Origin of the sequence: Gemmatirosa kalamazoonensis, assembly GCF_000522985.1 — a bacterium.
GTDB lineage: Bacteria > Gemmatimonadota > Gemmatimonadetes > Gemmatimonadales > Gemmatimonadaceae > Gemmatirosa > Gemmatirosa kalamazoonensis.
This window is the reverse complement of record NZ_CP007128.1, coordinates 1,192,538-1,214,949: the sequence shown is the minus strand read 5'-3', so window position 1 is coordinate 1,214,949 and position 22,412 is coordinate 1,192,538. Positions and strand designations below refer to the sequence as shown.

General features: G+C 72.7%; 28 protein-coding genes. 16 read left to right on the top strand and 12 right to left on the bottom strand.

The window, feature by feature from the left end; all coding sequences use genetic code 11:
- Positions 1–52: 52 nt before the first annotated feature.
- From J421_RS05370 to dnaA, 5 genes are all read right to left on the bottom strand, one after another.
- Positions 53–841: a carbon-nitrogen hydrolase family protein gene (locus J421_RS05370; RefSeq protein WP_025410140.1), complete on the bottom strand. Its 789-nt coding sequence runs from the start codon at positions 839–841 to the stop codon at positions 53–55.
- Positions 838–1,818 (bottom strand): sugar phosphate isomerase/epimerase family protein, encoded by a 981-nt coding sequence (locus J421_RS05365; RefSeq protein WP_025410139.1) that lies wholly within the window; start codon positions 1,816–1,818, stop codon positions 838–840. The genes J421_RS05370 and J421_RS05365 overlap by 4 nt, the downstream gene beginning before the upstream one ends.
- A gap of 256 nt (positions 1,819–2,074) precedes the next feature.
- Positions 2,075–2,626 carry a P-loop NTPase family protein gene (locus J421_RS05360; protein ID WP_025410138.1) on the bottom strand — a complete coding sequence of 184 codons (552 nt, stop codon included), beginning with the start codon at positions 2,624–2,626 and terminating at the stop codon, positions 2,075–2,077.
- Between the two features lie 24 nt (positions 2,627–2,650).
- Positions 2,651–3,763: a DNA polymerase III subunit beta gene (gene dnaN / locus J421_RS05355; protein ID WP_025410137.1), complete on the bottom strand. Its 1,113-nt coding sequence runs from the start codon at positions 3,761–3,763 to the stop codon at positions 2,651–2,653.
- Between the two features lie 400 nt (positions 3,764–4,163).
- Positions 4,164–5,690, bottom strand: coding sequence for a chromosomal replication initiator protein DnaA (gene dnaA / locus J421_RS05350; protein ID WP_025410136.1), 1,527 nt, complete (start codon positions 5,688–5,690; stop codon positions 4,164–4,166).
- A 261-nt stretch (positions 5,691–5,951) separates the two neighbouring features.
- Here dnaA and rpmH point away from each other — a divergent pair, with 261 nt between their 5' ends.
- The 4 genes from rpmH (at position 5,952) to yidC (ending at position 8,627) form a co-directional block, all read left to right on the top strand.
- A complete protein-coding gene (gene rpmH / locus J421_RS05345; RefSeq protein WP_104022285.1) occupies positions 5,952–6,119 on the top strand; it encodes a 50S ribosomal protein L34 in 168 nt (55 codons plus the stop codon).
- Positions 6,120–6,135: 16 nt separating this feature from the next.
- Complete coding sequence (gene rnpA / locus J421_RS05340; protein WP_025410135.1) at positions 6,136–6,576, top strand: ribonuclease P protein component; 441 nt, start codon at positions 6,136–6,138, stop codon at positions 6,574–6,576.
- Positions 6,577–6,587: 11 nt separating this feature from the next.
- Complete coding sequence (gene yidD, locus J421_RS05335) at positions 6,588–6,797, top strand: membrane protein insertion efficiency factor YidD (RefSeq protein ID WP_025410134.1); 210 nt, start codon at positions 6,588–6,590, stop codon at positions 6,795–6,797.
- A 78-nt stretch (positions 6,798–6,875) separates the two neighbouring features.
- Positions 6,876–8,627 (top strand): membrane protein insertase YidC, encoded by a 1,752-nt coding sequence (gene yidC / locus J421_RS05330; RefSeq protein WP_104022284.1) that lies wholly within the window; start codon positions 6,876–6,878, stop codon positions 8,625–8,627.
- Positions 8,628–8,707: 80 nt separating this feature from the next.
- On the opposite strand, the gene J421_RS05325 is transcribed toward yidC, so the two are convergent.
- A complete protein-coding gene (locus J421_RS05325) occupies positions 8,708–9,373 on the bottom strand; it encodes a porin family protein (RefSeq protein ID WP_158508661.1) in 666 nt (221 codons plus the stop codon).
- Positions 9,374–9,524: 151 nt separating this feature from the next.
- Between J421_RS05325 and J421_RS05320 the strand changes: the two genes are divergently transcribed.
- The 3 genes from J421_RS05320 (at position 9,525) to J421_RS05310 (ending at position 11,892) form a co-directional block, all read left to right on the top strand.
- Entirely contained in the window at positions 9,525–10,337 is an 813-nt protein-coding gene (locus J421_RS05320) for an MBL fold metallo-hydrolase (protein ID WP_025410131.1), read from the top strand.
- Between the two features lie 80 nt (positions 10,338–10,417).
- Positions 10,418–11,584 carry a tRNA modification GTPase gene (locus tag J421_RS05315; RefSeq protein ID WP_104022281.1) on the top strand — a complete coding sequence of 389 codons (1,167 nt, stop codon included), beginning with the start codon at positions 10,418–10,420 and terminating at the stop codon, positions 11,582–11,584.
- Positions 11,548–11,892 (top strand): P-loop NTPase family protein, encoded by a 345-nt coding sequence (locus tag J421_RS05310; RefSeq protein WP_104022280.1) that lies wholly within the window; start codon positions 11,548–11,550, stop codon positions 11,890–11,892. The genes J421_RS05315 and J421_RS05310 overlap by 37 nt, the downstream gene beginning before the upstream one ends.
- A 135-nt stretch (positions 11,893–12,027) precedes the next feature.
- On the opposite strand, the gene J421_RS05305 is transcribed toward J421_RS05310, so the two are convergent.
- Positions 12,028–12,969, bottom strand: coding sequence for a DUF2268 domain-containing putative Zn-dependent protease (locus J421_RS05305; RefSeq protein WP_025410130.1), 942 nt, complete (start codon positions 12,967–12,969; stop codon positions 12,028–12,030).
- 324 nt (positions 12,970–13,293) lie between these two features.
- Here J421_RS05305 and J421_RS05300 point away from each other — a divergent pair, with 324 nt between their 5' ends.
- Entirely contained in the window at positions 13,294–13,947 is a 654-nt protein-coding gene (locus J421_RS05300; RefSeq protein ID WP_025410129.1) for a DUF2225 domain-containing protein, read from the top strand.
- Positions 13,948–14,036: 89 nt separating this feature from the next.
- Here J421_RS05300 and upp read toward each other — a convergent pair whose 3' ends face one another.
- From upp to J421_RS05290, 3 genes are all read right to left on the bottom strand, one after another.
- Complete coding sequence (gene upp / locus J421_RS05295) at positions 14,037–14,696, bottom strand: uracil phosphoribosyltransferase (RefSeq protein WP_025410128.1); 660 nt, start codon at positions 14,694–14,696, stop codon at positions 14,037–14,039.
- A 9-nt stretch (positions 14,697–14,705) separates the two neighbouring features.
- Entirely contained in the window at positions 14,706–14,849 is a 144-nt protein-coding gene (locus J421_RS32600; protein ID WP_158508660.1) for a hypothetical protein, read from the bottom strand.
- A gap of 128 nt (positions 14,850–14,977) precedes the next feature.
- Positions 14,978–15,223 carry a hypothetical protein gene (locus J421_RS05290; protein ID WP_025410127.1) on the bottom strand — a complete coding sequence of 82 codons (246 nt, stop codon included), beginning with the start codon at positions 15,221–15,223 and terminating at the stop codon, positions 14,978–14,980.
- Positions 15,224–15,395: 172 nt separating this feature from the next.
- Between J421_RS05290 and J421_RS05285 the strand changes: the two genes are divergently transcribed.
- Positions 15,396–15,761: a hypothetical protein gene (locus J421_RS05285; protein ID WP_158508659.1), complete on the top strand. Its 366-nt coding sequence runs from the start codon at positions 15,396–15,398 to the stop codon at positions 15,759–15,761.
- Positions 15,762–15,773: 12 nt separating this feature from the next.
- On the opposite strand, the gene J421_RS05280 is transcribed toward J421_RS05285, so the two are convergent.
- Complete coding sequence (locus tag J421_RS05280) at positions 15,774–15,959, bottom strand: hypothetical protein (RefSeq protein WP_025410125.1); 186 nt, start codon at positions 15,957–15,959, stop codon at positions 15,774–15,776.
- A 365-nt stretch (positions 15,960–16,324) separates the two neighbouring features.
- Between J421_RS05280 and J421_RS32595 the strand changes: the two genes are divergently transcribed.
- The 3 genes from J421_RS32595 (at position 16,325) to J421_RS33840 (ending at position 19,119) form a co-directional block, all read left to right on the top strand.
- Positions 16,325–16,501 carry a hypothetical protein gene (locus J421_RS32595; protein ID WP_158508658.1) on the top strand — a complete coding sequence of 59 codons (177 nt, stop codon included), beginning with the start codon at positions 16,325–16,327 and terminating at the stop codon, positions 16,499–16,501.
- A 108-nt stretch (positions 16,502–16,609) separates the two neighbouring features.
- Positions 16,610–18,553 (top strand): hypothetical protein, encoded by a 1,944-nt coding sequence (locus J421_RS33845; RefSeq protein WP_025410124.1) that lies wholly within the window; start codon positions 16,610–16,612, stop codon positions 18,551–18,553.
- Positions 18,554–18,579: 26 nt separating this feature from the next.
- A complete protein-coding gene (locus tag J421_RS33840) occupies positions 18,580–19,119 on the top strand; it encodes a lytic transglycosylase domain-containing protein (RefSeq protein ID WP_312845238.1) in 540 nt (179 codons plus the stop codon).
- 16 nt (positions 19,120–19,135) lie between these two features.
- Here the strand turns inward: J421_RS33840 and J421_RS05270 are convergent, their stop codons facing one another.
- On the bottom strand, positions 19,136–19,528 hold the full coding sequence (locus J421_RS05270) for a RidA family protein (protein WP_025410122.1): 393 nt from the start codon (positions 19,526–19,528) through the stop codon (positions 19,136–19,138).
- Between the two features lie 142 nt (positions 19,529–19,670).
- Here J421_RS05270 and J421_RS05265 point away from each other — a divergent pair, with 142 nt between their 5' ends.
- Genes J421_RS05265 through J421_RS05250 form a run of 4 tightly spaced genes read left to right on the top strand, consistent with a single transcriptional unit; the run spans position 19,671 to position 22,246 of the window.
- On the top strand, positions 19,671–19,994 hold the full coding sequence (locus J421_RS05265; protein ID WP_025410121.1) for a hypothetical protein: 324 nt from the start codon (positions 19,671–19,673) through the stop codon (positions 19,992–19,994).
- 56 nt (positions 19,995–20,050) lie between these two features.
- Entirely contained in the window at positions 20,051–20,869 is an 819-nt protein-coding gene (locus J421_RS05260) for an AAA family ATPase (RefSeq protein ID WP_104022279.1), read from the top strand.
- Positions 20,870–20,925: 56 nt separating this feature from the next.
- Positions 20,926–21,453, top strand: coding sequence for a YbhB/YbcL family Raf kinase inhibitor-like protein (locus J421_RS05255; protein WP_025410119.1), 528 nt, complete (start codon positions 20,926–20,928; stop codon positions 21,451–21,453).
- A gap of 7 nt (positions 21,454–21,460) precedes the next feature.
- Complete coding sequence (locus J421_RS05250; protein ID WP_025410118.1) at positions 21,461–22,246, top strand: SDR family NAD(P)-dependent oxidoreductase; 786 nt, start codon at positions 21,461–21,463, stop codon at positions 22,244–22,246.
- The last annotated feature ends 166 nt before the right edge of the window (positions 22,247–22,412 follow it).

Below are 22,412 nucleotides of genomic sequence, written 5' to 3'. Positions count from 1 at the left end.
CGCGACCGGGTCGATCGACCCACGAGCGCGCCGTGTCCTAACGGCCGAGCGGTCACGCCGAACGACAGCGCGACGCGAGCAGCCCCGTCGCCGCGTCGAGGTCGAGGTCCGCCACGAGCAGCCCGTCCGTGCCGTACGGCTGCCACGCCAGCAGCGTCCCGTCCGGTCTGACGATCGCCGACGTCGTCGGCGATCCATCGCTCGCGACGTTCACGCTGGCGAACCAGCAGCCGTTCTCCGCCGCGCGGCAGAGCATCGCCTTCTCGTGGAACGTGTTGCGCGGGTCGTCGAACGACGTCGGACGGAAGCTGCCCGGCTCCGCCTCGTGGAAGTGCGGGTGGAACACCACCTGCGCACCGCGCCGCGCCGCCCAGCGTACCGTCTCCGGGTAGCGCCACCCTTCGTGGCAGATCGCGATGCCGAACGTCAGCACGCCGATCGTGAAGCACCGCCGCTCGCTCCCCGGCGAGAAGAGGCTCTCCTCCGACGGGTCGAGCTGCACCTTGTCCTGGAAGCCGAGGAGCGTGCCGTCCCGGTCGACGACGAGCGCCGTGATACGAGGCGCGCCGTCGACGAGCCGCTCGGTGCCTAACACCACCGCCACGTTCGCGGCGGCGGCCGACTCCGCGATGCTCGACCACGCGCGCGCGAGGAACGCCTCGTCGGGCGGCGGGAGCGTGCTACCGGGTGTGCGGTAGCCGGGCACGTAGCACTCCGGGAAGCAGACGATGTCGGCCCGCGCGGCAGAGGCGCGCTCGATGGCCGCGCGCGCCAGGGTGACCGATTCGTCGCGGGTGGTCGCGGGGTGGATGTTGGCGAGCGCAACGCGAACGGTGCTCATGTCACGCCCGCCCTCCTCAGGACCGCCATGGTGGCCTCGAGGGCCAGGCGGGCGCTGTCCTCGGGCGACATCCCATCGGGAATGCGCGGGCCGATCGTCTCGGGCGCCACGCCGCCCCGATACCCGATCGCCGCGAGCGCCTGGAAGAAACCGACCAGATCGATCACGCCCTCGCCCGGGAGCAGCCGCATGTCGTCGCGCACGTCGTCGGGCGGCATCGCTCGGGCATCCGAAACGTGGACATGGACGATGCGCGACGCGCTCGCCGCGCGGATGTCAGTCGTCGTGCCGCCCGCGTGATGCCAGTGCCACGCGTCGAGCGTCACGCCGACGTTGGGCCCCGACGCCTCGCAGAGCGCGAGCGTCTCGGGCAGCGTCCACACGAAGGGCACCGGCGGCGGGGCGTCGGGCGGCGTACCTTCGCGGCGCCGGCGGAACACGCGCGGTCCGAGGAACTCGAGGCCCAGCCGCACGTCGTGCGGCGCGAGCACCGCGGCCACCGCCGACAGGCGGCGCCGCACGCGCGCCCAGTGCTCGGCCTTCGGCTGTCCGTTAGGCGTCGTGGCGCCCAGCACGAGCTGAAAGCGACTGCACCCGATCGCGCGGCAGAACGCCGCGTCCTGGTCCAGCGTCGGTAGCTGCGCCGCGAACGCCGCCTCGTCGGGGCCGAGCGTGCCCTGCATCGGCAGGTTGGTGATGGTGGGCACGATCGCCAGCTCGGCCAGCAGCGCCCGCGTGGCCTCGACGCCGGCGGTCTTCGCCGGTCCGAACGCCCAGTCGATGCCTGCGTATCCGACGCGCGCCGCGAGCCGGGCCTGCTCGGGCCACACGACGCCGCGGGCCACTGCCCACGGCGGGAGCGATACGAACATCGCGGCAGCGGGCGCGCGCGGCAGCGCGAGCGCCGCGGCGCCTAACGCCGAGCGTGTCAGGAACTCCCGTCGACCGATTCGACCGCTCGCGTCGGAGGCGGACATGTGTGCGACCCTCAGAACAGCCGCTGGCTAGGCGGCGTGATGCCGGCCAATCGCAGGTGGACGGCCACCTGCCCCGGTGATGCGCGTGATGCTCCAGCGCCTTGGCGAGCAGCAGCGACCGCGGCATCCGCACCCGGAAGAAGGCTACCTCGTCGTCGAGCGCTGCCGGGCGTCGGCGGCGCGCCGCGGTCCACCCAGTTGCTGGCTGCTCTCGAGTGAAGCATCGCACCTCGGCAGGTGAGTGCCTAACGACTCCTCAGCCGGCGTCGCGCAGACGAGCGACGTGCCCTTCGAGCGCCGCGACACCGACGGCGGGCTCCGTGGCCGTCGTGTCCAGCACCGGCACGTCCAGCGCGTCGGCCTGGCCGCGCAGGTACGCTGCCCACGCGTCCATCTGCGCCGTGGCGAGCTCCGGCTGCCCGCGCGATCCCCGCAGGCGCGCGTTACGCTCGGCGTACGCGCAGTCGACGAGCACCACCGCCCCGCGTACGATCCCGTGCCGCGCGAGCGTGTCCCGCGCCGCCCGCGGGCGCACCGACCCGTCGAGCACCGCCACCGCGACGCGGTCGTCGTTGCGCGCGAGGCGCTCGATCCACGTGTCGAGCGCCCACGCCTGGAATCCCTCGCCGCCGCCGAAGCGTGCAGCGATCTCCGCCTCGGACGGGATGCCCATCGTGTCGAGCTCGTAGCAGCCCACCCCCCGCAGCCCGAGCGCGGCGAGGCCGCGGACCAGCGTCGACTTGCCCGCACCCGACGCGCCGGTGACGACCAGAATCGCGGGCGGCTCCGGTGCGGAGGTGGCGCTCACCGCGCGCCTAACGCGCGGGCACCGTCAGTCCATCAGGCGCAGCGGCATCACGAGGCACAGATACTTCGCCGGATTGTCCCACCCCTCCGGCTCCACCGTGGCCGCGCGCTCCGGCGCCTTGAACGTCAGCTTCACTTCCTCCGACGGCATGTAGCGCAGGATCTCGAGCAGGTACGCCGCGTTGAACCCGATGTCGAGCGGATCGCCATCGTAGCGGATCGGCAGCTCGTCCTGCGCCTCGCCGAGGTCCGGCGTCTGCACCGAGAACTTCAGCATCCCCGCGTTGAACGACAGCCGGATGCGGTGCGTCTGGTCCGAGGCGATCACCGACATGCGCTTCAGCGCCGACGTCAGCGATCCCTTGTCCGCGACGGCGACCTTGTCGTTGTCCTTCGGGATCACCTGCTCGTACGGGGGATACGGCCCCTCGATCAGGCGCGTGAACACGCTCGTCAGCGGCGAGCGGAAGCCGAGGTGGTTGTCGCCGCGCGCGATCTCGAGGTCCTCGTCGGCGGGGAAGAGCCGGCGGATCTGCTCCAGCGCCTTCGGCGGCACGATGAGATCGCCGCTCGGCGCGCCGGCCGACGCGATCGGCACCTCCATCTTCGCCAGCCGGTGCCCGTTCGTCGCCACCATGCGCATGCGATCCGGGCGCAGCTCCCAGAGCACGCCGTTCAGGATCGGGCGGCTCTCCTCCGTGCTCACCGCGAACGCCGTGTGCGTGATGAGCTGCTGCAGCTCGCCGCTCTTCACCCGCCAGCTCTGATCGAACTTCACGCCGGGGAACGCCGGAAACTCGTCCTTCGGCAGGCCTAACAGCTTGAACCGCGACCGGCCGCACTCGAGCGTCACCCGCTGCTCGCCGGCGGCCGCCACCTTCACCGGCGACGGCGGCAGCTCGCGCGCGATCTCGCTCAGCTTCTTCGCCGGGATCGTGATCGCGCCCGCCGTCTCCACGTCGGCCGCCACCTCCGTGCTCACGGCGATGTCGAGGTCCGTCCCGGACAGGCGGATCCCCCGCTCGGTGGTCTCGAGGAGGATGTTGGAGAGCACCGGGAGCGTCGTCTTGGCCGGGATGCTCGCCGCGACGGCGCCGAGGCCTTCCTGCAACTTCTCCCGTGAGATCGTGAAGCGCATCGAGACTGGGACAGGACGGGTTTCTGGGGAGGACCGGGGTCGTCCGGGGCGAATACTAAGCGCCGCCGGGGCGGTTTGGACAGGATGAGCCGGACGGCCAGGATGGACCCCAACAACAGAGTGCGCTTCGTCGTCTTTCCATCCTGTCCGTCCCGTTCATCCTGTCGACAACGTCGTTCTGCTGTAATGCTGTTCTTGATATAGAAAGACCAGCAACAGCAGTAGAGTCTGTGGACTCGTCGACAGATCCCGGAACTCCCGTCGGCGTACCGACTTCCGCCGTGGGAACCGGTGTGGACTCCGGCGTGGAGAACCGCCGCCGCGGGGAGAAACCCGGGCGCCGACGCCCCCACCGATCGGCCGCGCGTGGAGATCCGCGGAGTGCTGTGGAGAACGACCGTCAGGTGCGCAGCGTTTCCAACATCCCGCGGACCTTCTCCACACGCGCCCGGAACCGCTCGTCCTCGCCGATCATCTCCGCCGCGCGCTCCAGCGAGTGGATCACCGTCGAGTGGTCGCGCCCGCCGAACGCGTTGCCGATCTCCACGAGCTGGAGGCCGAGCAGCTCGCGGCACAGCAGCATCGCCACCTGCCGCGGCGTCGTCAGCGTCTTCGTGCGCGTCTTCGACTGCAGCCCCTCCGGCGTCACGCCCCACTCCGCGGCCACCATCTGCTGGATCGTCATCACCGACAGCGCGGCGTGCTGCGCGAACTTCGTCGTCGGCGACGCCGTGTACACCCGACTCCCGAGTCCCCCCCGAGTCCCGAGTCCCGAGTCCCGAGTCCCGATCCCGATCGCGTCCTCCGAGCGGATCTTGTCGCGCAGCGCCTCGCGCGCGAGCTCGATCGTGATGTCCTTGTGCTTCAGGCTCGCGAACGCCAGCAGCTTGATGATCGACCCCTCCAGCTCGCGCACGCTCGACGTCACGTGCTCGGCGATGAACTCGATCACCTCGTCGGGGATGGAGCTCTCCAGGTGGTCCAGCTCCGCCTTCTTCCGCAGGATCGCGACGCGGTGCTCGAACTCCGGAAGGTCGACGTTCGTCACCATCCCCCACTCGAAGCGCGACACGAGGCGCCCCTCGAGCCCCGGGATCTCCTTCGGCGGGCGGTCGCTCGTGAGACAGATCTGCCGCCCGGCCTCGTAGATCGCGTTGAACGTGTGGAAGAACTCCTCCTGCGTCGTCTCCTTGCCGCGCAGGAACTGCACGTCGTCGACGAGCAGCAGGTCGGTCTCGCGGTAGCGGCGGCGGAAGTCGAGCGTCGTGCGTCCCTGGATCGCAGCGACGAACTCGTTCGTGAACTGCTCGGTGTTCACGTAGGTGACCCGGGTGTGCGGGTTGCGCTCGAGCAGCGCGTGCGCGACGGCCTGGATGAGGTGCGTCTTGCCGAGCCCCGTGTCGCCGTAGATGAACAGCGGGTTGTAGACCTTCCCCGGCGCCTGCGCCGCGCCTAACGCCGCCGCCGCCGCGACGTCGTTCGACTTGCCGATCACGAAGTGGTCGAACGTGTAGCGCGGATTCAGGGGCGCCGACACGACGCGCTGCTGGGTCGGGACTCGGGACTCGGGACTCGCGACTCGTCCGGCACCCGAGTCCCGAGTCCCGAGTCCCGAGTCCCGCGCTGGCGCCGGCGGCGGCTCGACGAGGAAATCCATCTGCGCCCGCTTCTTCCGGTCCTCGTGCACCTTGAACGTCACCGCCACGGGATGGCCGAGGGCGACCGGGCCGAACGAGGCGAGGAGCGCCGCGTGCTTCGACTCGTTCCAGTCGGCCGCGAACTGGTCCGGCGCGCCGATCACGATCGTGTCCCCGTCCAGCGCGAGTGCTTCCGTCGGCTCGAGCCAGGTCCGGTACGTGGACTCGGGGAGCTCTGCGCGGGCGCGGAGGAGCAGGCGCTCCCAGACTTCGGCGGCCGACAGCGACATGCGGGCGGAACGGGTGAGGCAGACGGGAAAGGGGCCGCGAACGTAGCCCCGCCCATGTGGAAAAGTCAACGCGATCGCGCCCGATCCGTGGACAAGTACCCCGATCCTGTGGGAAACTTGCCCGGAGTCACGAACCCGTGCGATGTTCCCCCCCGCGCGCTCGCCGACCGCTGCTCCACCGGTTGACGCAACTCCAACCCCCGACTACGTTTAGCGGTCTGCGCCGTAAAGTTCGACCAGTACCTGCCGGAGCGTTTTCCCATGGGCAAGCCCACGTATCGTCCCCGCAACAAGCGTCGTATCCGGACGCACGGCTTCCGCACCCGGATGGCCGACAAGTGGGGGCGTGAAGTCCTCAGCCGCCGCCGCAAGAAGGGGCGGAAGCGCCTGACCGTTCAGCTGCCGTCGAAGTACGCCGCCGGCGCCTGACGAGCCTTCGGGCTCCGTGCCGGCGCCCCTCCCGGGAGTCGGCGCACCGCCATCGGCCGGCGAGCCGCTCGGCATCACGCCGGCCGCTCGCCGGCCGTTCGCGTTTCCGCGCGAGCGGCGCCTCACCCGCCCGGCCGACTTCGACGCCGTGCGGCAGCGGGGGAAGCGCGTCCGCCTCGACCACCTCGACGTCCGCGTGCGCGCGGCGGCCGTCCCGCGGGTGGGGATCATCGTTCCCCGCCACAAGCACACCGCCGTGGACCGGAACCGCCTCAAGCGCCGCCTGCGCGAGCTCGTCCGCACCCGGCTGCTCCCGACGCTCCCGCCGAGCGACGTCGTCATCCGCGCCCGCGTCGAGGCGTACGGCGACTCGTTCGACGCCCTGGCGCGGCAGATCGAGCGCGCGGCGCGCGACATCGGGCGGCTGCTGAATCCTGCCGGCGGGTCGGCCGCGTAAGTGACAGCCCGATGTCGAAGCTTCTGATCCTGTTCGTCCGCGGCTATCAGGTGGCCCTGTCGCCGCTGCTCGGCGGTCAGTGCCGCTATTATCCTTCGTGCTCCGCGTACGCGATCGAGGCGCTCCAGAAGCACGGCGCGCTGCGCGGCAGCTGGCTGGCAGTGCGCCGGATCGGACGCTGCCACCCCTTCCGGCCGGGCGGCTTCGACCCGGTCCCGTGACGCCGCCCGGCGAGCCGCTCGCACCACGCGAGCGCGCAGCCGGGCGGTTCGCTACGAAGTCCACCGCTTCACCGGTTCATGGAAAACAATAGACGGTTGGCGCTCGCCCTCGCGCTCGTCGTGATCGTGGTGCTGCTCACGCAGTTCCTCTTCCCGCAGCGCCGTGCGCCCGTCCCGGTTACCGCCCGCACCCCGGCCGGCGCGCCGGCCGGCGGACCCGCTGCGACGACGGCCCCCACCGCTGCCGCCGCCACCGCGAGCCCCACCGTCGCTGCGCCCGCCGGCACGACCACGCCGAGCCCCGCCGGGACGGCCGAGCCGCTCCCGCCGGCCGAGACGATCACCGTCTCCGGCACGAGCGCGGCGTACGACGTCAGCTCGGTCGGCGCGTCGCTCACGACGGCGCGGATGCTCGGCTACAACAGCCTGGCGCCGGCGCGGCTCGGCGGGGGCGCGCCCGTGCAGCTCACGCCGACGGGGGAGCCGATCCTCTCGTACCGGCTGGTCGTGCCCGGCGACACGCTGCCGCTGTCGCGCGTCCCGTTCCGCGTCTCGCGCCCGTCGGCCACCGCCGTGCAGCTCGACGGCACGACGACGACGCGCGCCGGCGCGCCGGTGGCGGTGTCGATCGTGTACTCGTTCGTGCCCGACAGCTTCGTGGCGCACGTGCGCGGCACGGTGCAGGGCGTGACCGGTCCCGCCTACCTGCTGACCGATCTGCCGTCGACGCTCCGCATCACCGAGCCCGACACGCTCGAGCACTTCACGCATCTCGCCTACGCCTACAAGCCGGCGACGAAGGACGCGAAGAGCGTCGCGTTCTCGCGCATCGATCCGGGCGAGCGGCAGATCGTCGCCGGTCCGCTCACGTGGGCGGTCGCGAAGAGCAAGTACTTCCTCGTCGGCGCGCTCGCGCCGAACGGGGCCGGGACGCGCGGACAGTTCACGGAGCTCGACCTCACCGGCGGCGTGCGCACGACGAAGCTCGCCACGCGCGCCGCGGCGACGCTCGTGCAGCAGCTCGACAACGGCGGCTTCGCGTTCGACCTGTACGCCGGCCCGCAGGAGTGGCGGCACCTGCACGCGATGGGGCGCGACTTCGAGAACGCGAACCCCTACGGCGGCTGGACGCAGGGGATCGTGCAGCCGTTCGCGACGCTCGTCATCCGCGCGCTGCTGTGGATGCACGACTCGTTCAAGCTGAGCTACGGCTGGGTGCTCATCCTGTTCGGCGTCACCGTGCGACTCATCCTGTGGCCGCTGCAGCAGGGGGCGATGCGCTCGCAGCTGAAGATGCAGCGCGTGCAGCCGGAGCTGCAGGCGGTGCAGGAGCGCTACAAGAGCGACCCGCAGAAGCTGCAGCAGGAGATGATGAAGGTGTACGCGGCGCACGGCATGAGCCCGTTCAGCGCGCTCTCCGGCTGTCTGCCGATGCTGATCCCGCTGCCGATCTTCTTCGCGCTGTTCTTCGTGTTCCAGAACACGATCGAGTTCCGCGGCGTGCCGTTCCTCTGGCTGCACGACATCTCGCTGAAGGATCCGTACTACGTCCTGCCGATCCTCGTCGCGGTGACGCAGTTCCTGATGTCGTGGATCGGCATGCGCGGCGCGCCGCCGAACCCGCAGGCGCAGATGCTGACGTACGCGATGCCGGCGATGTTCCTGTTCTTCTTCATCAACGTCGCGTCGGGCCTGAACCTGTACTACCTCACGCAGAACCTCATCATGCTGCCGCAGCAGTGGCTCCTCGCCCGCGAGCGGCAGAAGGCGCAGGGGAAGCCCGTGGTGCAGGGGACGCCGGTGCGGGCCGGGTCGCCGATGAGGAGATAGCGTGGAGCGTGGAGCGTGGAGAGGGCCCTCGGTCGCGTACACCGGGGGCCCTCTCCACGCTCCACGCTCCACGCTCCACGCTATCTCAGTGCGAACTCGTAGCTCGCCACGATCCCGAGCGCGCGGTTCTTCGCGTCCGCGCCCTCGCCGATGTCGGTGAGGCCGAGCGTGTAGCGCGCGCCGACGGCGAACGCGCCGCCGTTCTTCAGGTCGAACTTGAGCGCGCCGCCCACCATGGCGCCGAGGTCGAACGACTTCACGTTCGAGGCACCGTCGGCCGTGTCGTCGCAGCTGCCGCTGAAGCTGAACCCCTCCGCCGACGCCTCGACGGTGCAGCTCGCCCTGAACGCGAACGACGGGCCGGCGTAGAGCTGCGGCTTGATGTTCCCCGACACCGGCAGGTCGGCGACGAGCAGCACCGGCAGCTCGACGTACGCCAGCTTCACCTTGGCCTCGGCCGTGACGCCCTCCTCCGAGAGCCTGGTCTCGGCGCCCTTCTGCGAGTAGAGCAGCTCCGGTCGCAGCGACAGCACCGGGGTGAGGCCGAGCGAGACGTACGCACCGCCGACGAACCCGACGTGGCTGCTCACCCCTTCGTCGTCGCTGCCGTGGATGGTGGCGATGTTCACACCCGCCAGCACCCCGATCCGGGTGGGGCCGCGCGGGGCGGGCGCGGTCTGGGCGGCGACGCTGGTGCCCGAGGCGGCGAGCGCGAGGCACGCGGCGGCGATCGATCGATTGTTCATGCGGTTTCCGTCCATCATCTGAGATGCGCGGCACCGCCGCGGCCGCATCGCCGCCGCCGGTGCCGGGCCCTCAGGCTAGGCAGCCTCGGCAGATAAGGCAATCAGGCATGCGATGCGCAGAAGCGGGGCGAAACCCCGAGCCCGATCGACGATGCGCATCACTTACATCGGCCACGCGACGCTTCTCCTGCAGCTTGGCGGCGCCACGCTGCTCACCGACCCGAACTTCGACGCGGCGCTCGGCCGCTTCGCGATCGGCTGGCGGCTGCGCCGCGTGGCGCCGCCCGGGATCGCGCTCGCCGACCTGCCGCGGCTCGACGGCGTGCTCGTCACGCATGCACACGTCGACCACCTGTCGTTCGACTCGCTCCGTGCGCTGCCGCAGGAGGTGCCCATATGGGCGCCGCCGGCGATCGCGCGGTGGCTCGTGGCGAAGGGATTCGAGCAGGCGCGCGGCGTCGAGGCGGGGGCGACGGTGCCGATCGCCGCCGCCGTGAAGCTCCACGCCGCCGCGGCGACGCACGCGGCGGCGCGCTACGGCTTCGACCGGTGGCGCGACGAGGCGAACATGTACCTGCTCGAGTCGGACGAGGGGACGGTGTTCTTCGCCGGCGACACCGCGCTCACCGAGACGACGCACCACCTGGCCGAGCGCGTGCGCGCGGCCGCTGGGGGAAACCGCCCGCTCGACGTCGCGCTGCTGCCGATCGGCCACCCGCCGGAGTGGAAGCGCAAATCGTTCCGCGCCGGCCACCTCACGTACGAGGACGCGCTGGAGCTGTTCGAGCGACTCCAGGCGCGTCTGCTCGTGCCGTACCACTGGGGGACGTTCAACCACTTCACCTCCGGCGCGCACGACGCGATCGAGCGGCTGCGCGCGCACCTGCCTAACCACGCGCGCGCGAAGGACGTGCGCATCATCGAGCCGGGGCAGTCGCTCGACGTGGAAACGGCGAATGCGTAATGCGCATCGCGTAGCTGAGTCCTGTCCACAGAAAACAGGACTCGGCTACGCAATACGCATCACGCATTTACGTTCTTCCCATGTCCGCGTCGCTCGTCCCCGGCTCCGACGACACGATCGCCGCGATCTCCACCGCACCGGGGCGCGGCGCGATCGCGCTCGTGCGCTTGAGCGGGCCTAACGCGTTCGACGTCGCCGCGCGGGTGCTCGCGCCGTGGCCGCTCGCGCCGCGCACGGCGACGCTGTGCAAGGCGCGCGATCCGCACACGGGGGAGCTCGTGGAGCGCCCGCTCGTGACCGCCTTCCCGGCGCCGCGCTCGTACACGGGCGAGGACGTCGTGGAGCTGTCGACGCATGGGGGCGCGACGGCGCCGACGGCGGTGCTCGCGGCGCTCGTCGCGGCGGGGGCGCGCGAGGCGCTGCCCGGGGAGTTCACGCGTCGCGCGGTGCTCGCCGGCAAGCTCGATCTCGCGCAGGCCGAGGCCGTCGCGGACCTCATCGACGCGCGCACGCAGGCCATGCGCCGCGCCGCGCTCGCGCAGCTCGACGGCGGGCTGTCGCGCCGCGTCGCCGAGCTGCGCGAGCGGGTGCTGGACGTCGAAGCGCTCATCGCGTACGACATCGACTTCCCCGAGGAGGACGACGGCCCGGTGCCGCGCGCGCGCGTGCGCGGCGCGGCGCGCGATGCCCTCGCCGCGGTGGACGCGCTGCTCGCCACGTCGAGCGCCGGCGACATCGTGCGCGACGGTGCGCTCGTCGTCATCGCGGGTCCCCCGAACGCCGGGAAGTCGTCGCTGTTCAACGCGCTCGCCGGCGAGGCGCGGGCGATCGTCACCGACGTGCCGGGAACCACACGCGACGCGCTGGAGGTATTGATCGACGTGCAGCTCGAGACTGCGGAAGCGGGTGCCGTGTCCGGGTCGTGGCCTTTGCGGCTCGTCGACACCGCCGGGCTGCGCGAGGCGAGCGACGTCGTGGAACGCGCGGGGATCGAGCTGTCGGAGCGGTGGGTGCGGCGCGCGCACGTGGTGCTCGCGTGCGGCGAGACGTCGGAGGACGTCGCGCGCACCGCGGCGCGGGTGGGCGAGCTGACCGACGCGCCGGTGGTGCGGGTGTGGACGAAGCGCGATTCGCGCGATTCGCGTGACGCGCGCGGCGGTGGGGCGCTGGGGCCCCCCCCCGAGATCACGATGGCGCCGCGCCGGCCACGGTGCCTAACCATTCCGACGCGCCGCCGATCGCCGTGAGCGCGGTGACCGGGCGCGGGCTGCGCGCGCTGGTGGCGGCGGCGGTCGGCGCGGTGGCGGCGCGCCACGGCGGGGTGCCGGCCGCGGACACGCCGCTGGTGACGCGCGCGCGGCACCGTGCGGCGCTGGCGCAGGCGCACGACGAGCTCGCGCGCTTCGTCGAGGCGTGGGAGGCCGACGCGCTGCCGGCGCCGGTGGCCGCGGTGCACCTCCGCGCGGCGGTGGGCGCGCTCGAGGAGATCATCGGCGCCGTGGACGTCGAGGACGTGCTCGGGCGCCTGTTCTCGACGTTCTGCGTCGGGAAGTGATCGATGGGGCGGCGCTGATGCTTCGGCGCCGATACCTCGGCGCTGGAACGGCGGCGCTGATCACGCGTGGTGTCAGCGCCGGCGTATCAGAGCCGCCTCACCAGCGCCGATTCATCAGCGCCGCCTCACCAGCCGTTAGGCGGTCGCCACCGCGGTGGGCCGCCCCGTGGCGGAGAGCTCCTCGGCCGACGCGCGCACCGCCCACGCGGCGCCGCGCGCGGCGAGGGCCGGCTCGACGAGCCGCGAGCCGACGTAGTAGCCGCTGCGCTCCGGCAGGATGTGGCGCTCCGCCATCCGCGCCTCGTCGCTCATGCCGCCCGAGAGCCACCGCAGGCGCAGGCCGAGCCCCGCGCTGTCGATGTCGGCGGCGACGGCGCGCGCGATGGCCGGCTCGAGCTCGCGCACGCGCGCGTACTGCCGGCGGCCGTAGCCGAAGTACTCCCACGCGGCGTGCCCCGGGCTCACGAGCCGCGAGATCTCGACGGCGAGGCCCTCGTTCACGAGGTGCTCACGCAGGGGAATACGCCGTCCCGTCTCCCAGTACGAGTAGTAGCCCCCGGCCTCGGCGACGAGCGAGCGCATCGCGCTGCGGCTCGTCGGCGACGTGTAGCGCACGGCGTGCGTGATCTCGTGCGCGATCCACAGCGGGATGAGATCGGGCTCCAGGCCGAGGCCCTGCGTGCTCGGGTTCGCGACGCTCGTGAAGTGCTCGAGGCAGACGAAGGCGGTACCGCGCCCGTCGACGACGAGCTCTCCCGCGTTCGCCGCGCCGACGCCGACCATCACGACGACGTCCACCTCGGCGTCGCTCTGGAGGATCGCGGCGGTGCGGTCGTGCGCGTCGGCGGCGAGGCGGAGGACGTCGGTGCGCTCGAGCATCGCGCGCAGATCGTCACGGTCGGCGCCCACGGTCGCGCGCACGACCTCCTCGAAGTGCGCGCCGTCGGGGTCGACGACGTAGTTGTCCCAGTACGCGGCGAGCAGCGGCCGGTGCGCTTCGAAGTAGCGTCGATAGGCCGCGACGCGGTCCTCGCTGTCGAGCACGGCGAGGAAGTCGGGCAACAGGTTGCGGAGCATCTACGACCGGAGGCGACCGTCGCGAGCGAAGCGTTCGGCGCGTTTCGCGCCGTGCACGCGCACCGAGAACTGCATGTGCAATGCGCGAAGCACCAACCGCTCGTGATTGGGATTACGGCCAGTGACGCCTCAACGGGCGGCGGGCGGACAGGACGCGAGAAGATAGTCCGGGTCCAAAGGGCGTACAAGGCCGACGCGGACGGGGTGTGGCATGGAAGTTCCTTAATGCGGAGGGCACGCAAGCCCCGACGATCGCCGACAACACCAAGCCGACACCGCACTTAGCGTCGAACCCCGAGTCGAAGGAAGCAAGGAGCAGGACCGATGACTACGCTGCAACAGATCGAACTCCAGTGCCCGGTGTGCGAGACGCGCTTCCGCTCGCAGGCTGTGGTTTCGACGAACTCCTTCGGCGGCAAGCGCACCGATTTCCATGAGCGCGCCGCCGGCACGCAGCCGCTGCCCTATCTCGTGCACACGTGCAACCGGTGCGGCTACACCGGCGCCGAGCGGGACTTCACCGAGGAAGCCGAGGTGACGCCGATCCTGCGCGAGCACGTGTGGAGCGAGCTCGCGCCCGTGATCGGGAAGGCGCCGATCACCGGGTCGGAGAAGTACGAGGCGGCCGCGAAGGTGGCCGAGTGGCAGGGCCTCGAGCCGCGCCACGTCGCCGATCTGCTGCTGCGCGCCGCGTGGTGCTGCGTCGACGAGGGCGACATCGAGGCGGAGCGCTTCTTCCGTCGCAAGGCGGCGTGGGCGTTCGAGAAGGCGCTGGAGAGCTGGGACGGCGTGGCGCGCGAGGAGCGCGCGGTGCTGACCTACCTCGTCGGCGAGCTGTGGCGGCGCGTGGGCGACGCGAAGTCGGCGCGCGACTGGTTCGACAAGGTGCCGGCCGAGATCGTCGAGCAGGCGACCCAGCAGTGGGTGCTCGACGCCGCCCGGCAGCAGCGCGACTGCCCGCGGGAGTGGTTCGGCTGACCACCGACCTCCCTGCCACGCTCTAGGCTCCACGCTCCACGCTCGCTCCGTCGTTCGGCCGAGCGAGCGTGGAGCGCAGAGCGTAGAGACTAGCGCGTTCCGAACAATCGGTCCCCCGCATCCCCCAGCCCCGGGAGGATGTAGCCCTGCGCGTTCAGCTCCCGGTCGAGCGACGCGCAGTAGATCGTGACGTCGGGGTGGGCCGCGCTCAGGCGGCGGACGCCCTCGGGGGCGGCGACGAGGCAGAGGAACCGGATGCGCGTCGCGCCGGCGCGCTTCAGCGACGCCACCGCGGAGACCGCGCTCCCTCCCGTGGCGAGCATCGGGTCGAGGACGAAGAAATCCCGCTCGGCCGCGTCGCTCGGAACCTTGAAGTAGTAGTCCACCGGCTCGAGCGTGTCGTGGTCGCGGTACAGCCCGATGTGCCCCACGCGCGCCGACGGGACGAGGCGTAGGATCCCCTCCACCATGCCGAGCCCCGCACGCAGGATCGGCACGAGCGTGAGCTTCTTGCCGCTCACCTGCTTCCCCATCGTCTGCTCGAGCGGCGTGTCGACCGCGAGGTTGTCGAGCGGCAGATCCGCCGTCGCCTCGTACGCCATCAGCATCGCGATCTCGTCGACGAGCTCCTTGAAGATCTTCGTCTGCGTCCGGCGGTCGCGCAGGATCGTGAGCTTGTGCTGCACGAGCGGGTGACGGATGACGACGAGCGACGGAAAGCGCTCGGCCGCGTCGGGGGGCGTGGTCATGGCGACAATCTATCCGCTCCTGACGTAGGCGGCGTAGGCGTGGGCGATCTCCGCGGCGCACCACAGCGCGGCGAGGACGAGCGCGACGAGATCGCGGGCAGTGACGGACCGACGGTCGCGCGGCGTGCGCGGCATGCGCGGCATGCGCGGCATGATGGGACTCCAACGACTCGGGCGACGGCGCCGCCTAACGGATCTGCGGGGCGCCTCATCGACGTGGCGCCGTCGTCGGACAGCGATCAGCGGCTCACCGCGCGTTTCACCGCGCGTTCACCGCGCGTTCACCGCTGCCAGGAGAGCTTCCAGAGGTCGGCGGGAGAGAGCCGGCGCCAATCGGTGGGAAAGCTGCGCACGCGGCGGAAGCCCGCCGAGGAGACGAACAGCAGCGCACGGCCCCCTGGCGTCACCGGATCGTGGACCTCGTGCACGGTCCAGTGGGTGTAGTCCGGCGCCTGGAAGTACACCGGATCGTGCGACGGCAGCCCGCCCGAGGGCGAGCCGCCGGAGTCGTCGTGGGCGGCGAGCATGAAGTCCGGTGAAGGGTCAGAGCGGCTGGCCTAGCGAGAGTCGGGCCGCGGTGACCCCCATCACGGGGAAAGCCGACCACCCGAAAGAGCGTGATCCGCGTCACAACGCGGCCTGATGCTTGCGAGCTTCGGTCGTGCGCCGAGTTCCCGGCGCGCGATGGGGCGAACCGACGTGCTACGCAGCATCAGCGACGACTACGGCGTCGTCTGGCAGGTCTGGGCGGTGCTCCCGGTGTGGCTCGAGCGCCATCGCCTCGTGGATCCTGCCACGGGGCGCGAGCGGCTCCCGCTGCCCCCGGATTTCGCGAGCGGATGGCTCGCGTTCGAGTCGGCCACCGGCGAACGCCGACGCTGGGGGCCCGTCCCGGACGGCTGGGAGGAGCTGGAGGACTCGGCGATCGCCGCCATCCTGCAGCGCGCCGTCGCGACGGCACCCCGCGCCGCCGGACCCCGCGCCTCCGCACCCCGCGCCGCCGCGCCCCTGCCGCCGATCCCGCCTAACGACACGCCCGGCGACCGCGCCACCGCGGCCCTCTGAGCGCCGCGGCGGTCAGCGACGCTCGGAGCGTCGGGGCTCGGCGGGTACGGCCTTGTGGTCGGTGGGGCTGGGCCGCGCGGGCCGCGCCGACTGGCAGAGCGTATCGAGCTCCTGCGGCGTCATGACGTGCCAGCGCTCCGGGTACTGCGCGAGCCGCCGGCGCTCCGTCGCCGACTCGAAGCAGAGCCAGCGCGGCATCGGGGCCCCGGCGCGCGATCGACCGGCTGGGGACGCGCACCGACCTCCCACACCTCCCACTCTATTCCGCGTGCATCCGTGAACCGAAGCAGTGACGTCATCTACCGAGGGTGAAGCCCATTCCCGCTATGGTGAATCGAGAGGCGGGGCATCTCATGAGTGCATGTTGAATACCCGCGCGCGTGACGACGCTCACGTTCTCGTCACAGCACGCGCGATACGCGCGCGACACGCGCGCGTATCGCGCTCACCTGCGCGCGCGCGTGCGATCGTGACATTGGCGGCCCCTTGTGTTGGCATGCATGGTGCTCTAAGCTCTTGTCGGACATAGGTCTATTGCGTCCCAAATTTCCGTCGGCACTCGCGTGAAAGAATACCAGGCCGTCGTGATACGCCTCTCGCGCCATCTGCGCGACGACGAAGATGCCCTGACCGATCTGCTGAACGAGCGGAGCCGGGGCGGATGGGAACCCGCAATGATGGCGCAGGACGGCCAGCGACTCACCGTCGTGTTCTCGCGCGAAGTGCTTCCCGAAGGCTGACGGAATCGTCACCCTCGATCGACACGGCGAGCCCGACGTTGCGTGGTGGCTCGCCGTTTCGCGTAACGTGCGCGCGGCTGGTCCCGCCCTTGAAACGTCGGACGGGCGATGACACACCGCTCGACCGACGCCCGCCGCGCCACGACCACACGCGCGCGCGTGGCGCCGCTCGCCCTGCTCGCGCTCGTCGCGCTGCTCGCGTGCGACGCCACGAACACCCACGCCGACGACGGCGACGTCGCGGCCACGCCGAACGCGCACGACACGCCGCCGCGCAGCGACGCGGAGGCGATCATCGCGACGCTCCCGGCCGATATCGACGCCGCGGCGCGGAGCGCGCGCGACGCGCTCGCGATGGACGCCGGATGGCGCGCGACCGCTGCCCTCGCGCCGGCGCTCGCCGACCCCGCGCGCCGCACGCCGACGATCCTCCTGCTCGCCGCGGCCGCGGCGGCGGAGCGCGAGGAGTGGACGACGACGGCGAAGCTCGCCGCGGAAGTTCCCGATTCGGCGCTGCGCGGGTTCGGGCCGCTGCTCGTCGCGCGCGCGGCACTCGCGCGCGGCGTCGGCGCGCCGGCGGCGTCGCGCGAGTCGCTCGCCCGCGATGCGCTCGACGCGGCACGGCGCGCGGCGGCCCGCGCGGGCGACGCGACGGAGCGCGGCGTGCGCCTCGCGCTCGTCGCCCGCGCGCTCGACCGACTCGCCGGCGTCGCCGAGGACGAGCGAGCCGGCCCGAACGCACCGGCCGACCGTTCCCGCGCGCTCGCCGACAGCGCGCGCGCCGCGTACGCCGCCGCCGCGTCGCTGCTGCCGCAGATCGCCGACTGGCTCGCGCTGCGCGGCGCCGAGCTGACGCGCGACTCCGCCGAGCGTGCGCGCGCCTACGCGCGGCTGTCGCTCGCTGCCGCGCGCGACCGCGCCCCCGCGTCGGAGGCCACGGCGCGCGAGCGCGCCGCCGACACGTTAGGCGCCGCGGCGGCGTGGGCCGCCGCGGGACGGCCGGCGAAGGCGCTGTCGCTCCGCCTCGCGGCGCTCGCGCCTAACGACCCGCGCCGCGCGCCGCTGCGCGACTCGCTCGTGCGGCTCGTCGCCGCGCGGAGCGGCACGACCGAGGCGCGCGACGCGGTGGAGCTGCTCGACGCGGCGTTCGGCCGCCTCACGCCGGCGGAGGAGCTCGCGGTGGCGCGCAGCGCGGCGGCGTCGGGGCCCGCGGCGCGCGCGGTGACGGGTTACGCGCGCGCGCTCGCGGCGGGGCAGGGCACGACGCGCGACCGCTACACGTACGCGACGCTGCTCGCCCGCGCGGGCCGCACGGCCGACGCGATGGCCGAGCTCGCGCGCGTGCGCGCCGCGGGCGGCCCGCTCGCCGGCGACGCGGCGTACCAGCGCGCGCGGCTGTCGCTGCGGGCCCGCGGGACCGGCGCGCGTGCCGCGCTCGAGGAGGTGGCGCGCACGTTCTCCGGCGACACCGAGGCGGCGGCGAGCGCGCTCTACCTGCTCGCCGACCTCGCGGTGGACGAGGGCCGCGACGCGGATGCGCGTGCCGTGCTCCTGCGGCTCGCGCGCGAGCACCCGGGGAGCGTGCGCGCACCGCGCGCGCGATTCGACGCGGCGATCATCGCGCTCGCCGGCGGCGACGCCGCGACCGCGCTGCGCGAGCTCGACGCACTGCGCGCGACGCGTGTCACGCCGCGCGCCGGCGCCGACACGACGCCGAGCGAGGAGACGCTCGCGGCGACGTACTGGGCCGGGCGCGCCGCCGCGGCGTCGGGGACTCGGCGGGTGCGCGCGCGCGGTGGCGCGAGGCGGCGGCGCGCGTTCCCGCGTCGTACTACGCGATGCTCGCCGCCCGCCGACTCGGCCGCCCGCCGTGGGCACCCGAGGGCAGCGACGCGGCCGGCGCGCCGCCCGAGGAGGTGGGCGCGACCGTCAGGCGGCTGGCGCTGCTCCAGCGCATCGGCTTCGACCCGGAGCTGGGGTGGGAGCGCGACGGCCTCGCGCGGTGGGCGGACACGTCGGCAGCGCGACTGCTCGCCGCCGCGCGCGCGCTGAGCGACGCGGGCGCGACATCGAGCGGGATGCGGCTCACGCGCCGCGCGATGGAGCGGGGCGCCCCGGCGTCGGCATCGGCCTATCGCGCGCTGTACCCGTGGCCGTGGCAGCCGCTCGTGCGCGAGTCGGCGCGCGCGCGCGACATGGACCCGGCGCTCGTCGCGGCGGTGATCCGTCAGGAGTCGAGCTTCACGCCGGGCGCGACGTCGGCCGTGGGCGCGGTGGGGCTCATGCAGATCATGCCGCCCGTCGGGCGATCGCTGTGGGATGCGTTAGGCACGGCGCGCGCCGGCGTGCCGTGGGCGCCGGCGCTGCTGCGGCAGCCCGACGTGAGCGTGGCCCTCGGCACGCGGCATCTCGCGTCGTCGCTCGCCGCGTACCCCGACGTCGCGTACGCGCTCGCCGCGTACAACGCCGGCGGCACGCCCGTCGCGCGGTGGCGCCGCCGCGCGGGGACCGCGGACCCGGAGCTGTTCGTGGAGCGGATCCCGTACGACGAGACGCGCGACTACGTGCGCATCGTGAGCCGCAACCGCGCGTTCTACTCGGCGCTGTACGCTCGTTAGGCCGCGTCGGGCGGCGTCAGGCGTCGTCGAGCAGCGCGTCGGCCTCGATCTCGAACAGCATCTCGGGGTCGATGAGCCGCCTGACCTCCACCATCGCCGTCGCCGGACGCACGTCGCCGAACGCCTCGCCGTGCGCGCGCGCGTACTCCTGCCAGCGCGAGATGTCGGTGACGAACATGCGCGTGCGCACGACGTCGGCGAGCGACGCGCCGGCCTTCGCGAGCGCGCGCTCGAGGTTCGCGATGGCCTGGCGGGCCTGCGCGTAGGCGTCGCCGCGGCCGACGATCGCGCCGTCGTCGCCGGTGGCGGTCGTGCCGGAGACGAACACGTGCCGGCCCGCGCGCACCGCGCGCGAGTAGCCCACGACGGGCTCCCAAGGTGTGCCGGAGGAGACGAGTTGACGTGGCATGATGGACGGATATCGCACGCCGTCGCGTCGCGCCAGCACCGGACCAGTCGCGGAGCGGACGCTTAACGCCGCCATGCGGGCCGCGTCCTCCCGAGTACGACGCAGGACGACCGACGCACGAGACGCAGACCAGGAGGCACACATGACGCGCAGCAGAACGGCCGCATGGATCGCGGCGACGACGATCGGCCTCACCGCGGCGGCGAGCGCGGCACACGCGCAGCCCGTCTCGCGCCACGAGATCCGCACCGACGCGCGCGACCTGCGGCGCGACCGCCGCGATCTGGTCGACGACCGGCGCGAGATCCGCACCGACCGCCGCGATCTGCGCGCGGACCGTCGCGCGGGTGACGTCGCCGAGGTGCACGCCGACCGCCGCGAGCTGCGCGGCGACGCGCGGGAGGTCGTGCGCGACCGCCGCGAGGTGCGGCGCGACCGGCGCGAGCTGCGGAGCGACCGGCACTGATCGCTCTCGGGAGCGCGGGCCGCAGCGCGGGTCGGAGCGTGGGATAGCTTTCGGGCATGATCCACCTCGCCGAGCTGCGGCTCCGCGTGCCCGCCGGGGCCGAGCGCGCATACCCGTTCACCGTGCCGGCGGTGCACGCGATGACGACGCTCGCGCTCGACGCGCCGGTGACGTGCTTCGTCGGCGACAACGGATCCGGGAAATCGACGCTGCTCGAGGGGATCGCGGTGGCGGCGGGGCTGCCCGCGATCGGGACCGATGATCTCGCGCGCGACCCGTCGCTCGAGGCGGCGGGCGCGCTCGCCGCGGCGCTCACGCTGTCGTGGACGCACCGCACGCCGCGCGGCTTCTTCCTACGGGCGGAGGACTTCTTCGGCTTCGCGAAGCGGCTCGCGCGCGAGCGCGCCGACATGCTGCGGCAGCTCGACGAGACGGCGCGCGAGTACGCCGCAGCCCGACGGGCGCCGGACGCGTTAGGCAGGGCGCAGGGGCCGCTGCGCGCCTCGCTCGCCGACATGGAGCGGCGCTACGGCGTGGATCTCGACGCCAACTCGCACGGGCAAGCGTTCCTCCGCGTGTTCGGCGACCGGCTCGTGCCGGAGGGCCTCTACCTGCTCGACGAGCCGGAGGCCGCGCTGTCGCCGCAGAGCCAGCTCGCGCTGCTCGCGATGCTCATCGACATGGTGGGGCAGGGCGCGCAGTTCGTGATCGCGACACACTCGCCGATCCTGCTCGCGCTACCCGGCGCGCGACTCTACACGTTCGACACGGCGCCGCCGGAGCGCGTGGCGTACGAGACGCTGGAGCACGTGTGGCTCACGCGCGACTTCCTCGGCGATCCGGGGCGATACCTGCGGGCGCTCGGGATGGGGTGATGCGACCCGCTAAGTTTCCAGCGGACGCGATCCCCAAGACAACGAGGAGCTTCGACATGCGCAGACTCGTCTCGCTCGCCGCCGTCGTGTTGCTCGCCACGCCCGCGCACGCGCAGGGCCATCTCGCGCTCACCAGCCCGGACGTCAAGTCCGGCGCGACGATCCCGGCGCGCCACGTGCTGAACGCCATGGGGTGCGGCGGCCAGAACGTGTCGCCCGCGCTGCGATGGAGCGGCGCGCCGGCGGGGACGAAGAGTTTCGCCGTCACGGTGTACGACCCCGACGCGCCGACGGGCAGCGGATGGTGGCACTGGGTGCTCTACAACATCCCGGCGAACGTCACGTCGCTCGCCGCGGGCGCGACGAACGTCGGCACGCAGGGGAACACGGACTTCGGCACGAAGGGCTACGGCGGCCCGTGCCCGCCGCCGGGGGACCGGCCGCACCGCTACGTGTTCACGGTCTACGCGCTGAAGACCGACAAGATCGACGTGCCCGCGAACGCGACCGCGGCGATGGTGGGATTCAACCTGCACGCGAACCAGCTCGCGAAGGCGACGCTGACCGCACGCTACGGGCGTTGAGCGGCGCGTGACGCGCCCTCTCGCCGTCGTGACCGGCGCCACCGCCGGCATCGGCCGCGTCTTCTGCGACCGGCTCGCCGAGCGCGGACACGACCTGCTGCTCGTGGCGCGCGACGTGGCGCGGCTCGAGGCGACCGCCGGCGAGCTGCGCGCGCGGCACGGCGTGGCGGCACGGGTGCACGCGGCGGACCTGTCGGACGAGGCGGCGACCGGCGCGCTGGCCGAGTCGTTAGGCACCGAAGCGGTCGACGTGCTGGTGAACAACGCGGGGTTCGGGACGACGGGGACGCTCGCCCGCACCGACCCCGCGGCGCAGCAGCGGATGGTGCGCGTGCACTGTCTCGCGCCGCTGCGGCTGGTGCAGGCGGTGCTGCCGGGCATGGTCGCGCGGCGGCGCGGCGCGATCGTCAACGTCGCGTCGGTGGCGTCCTTCGTGACGGTGCCGGGCACGGTCACCTACTCGGCGGCGAAGGCGTTCCTCCGTGTGCTGTCCGAGGGGCTCGCGGCGGAGGTGGCGGGCACCGGGGTGCGGGTGCAGGCGCTCTGCCCGGGCTTCACGCGCACGGAGTTCCACCAGCGCATGGGCGCCGGCGGGACGGGCATCCCCGACTGGGCGTGGCTGTCGGCCGACGACGTCGTGGCCGCGTCGCTGCGCGCGCTCGACCGCGGCGGGCCGGTGGTGGTGGTGCCCGACCTCCGGTATCGCGCGATGGTGTCGCTGTTCCGGCACCTACCGATGCGCATGCTGACGTGGGTGGAGACGCGGGTGCCGATGCGGCGGGCGCGGACCTAGGTCCCAGGGGGGGCTCCCCCCCCTTCGCCCAGGATCGCTCGGCTGCGGCGCGCGGACGGTACCAAACCGACGCGCGCCGGATCCTTTTTCTCGGCCGGCGGGTCGACACGTCCGTACCGCGTGACGACCCGGTAAACCTCTCGTCAGAACCGGCGTACGACCCGGC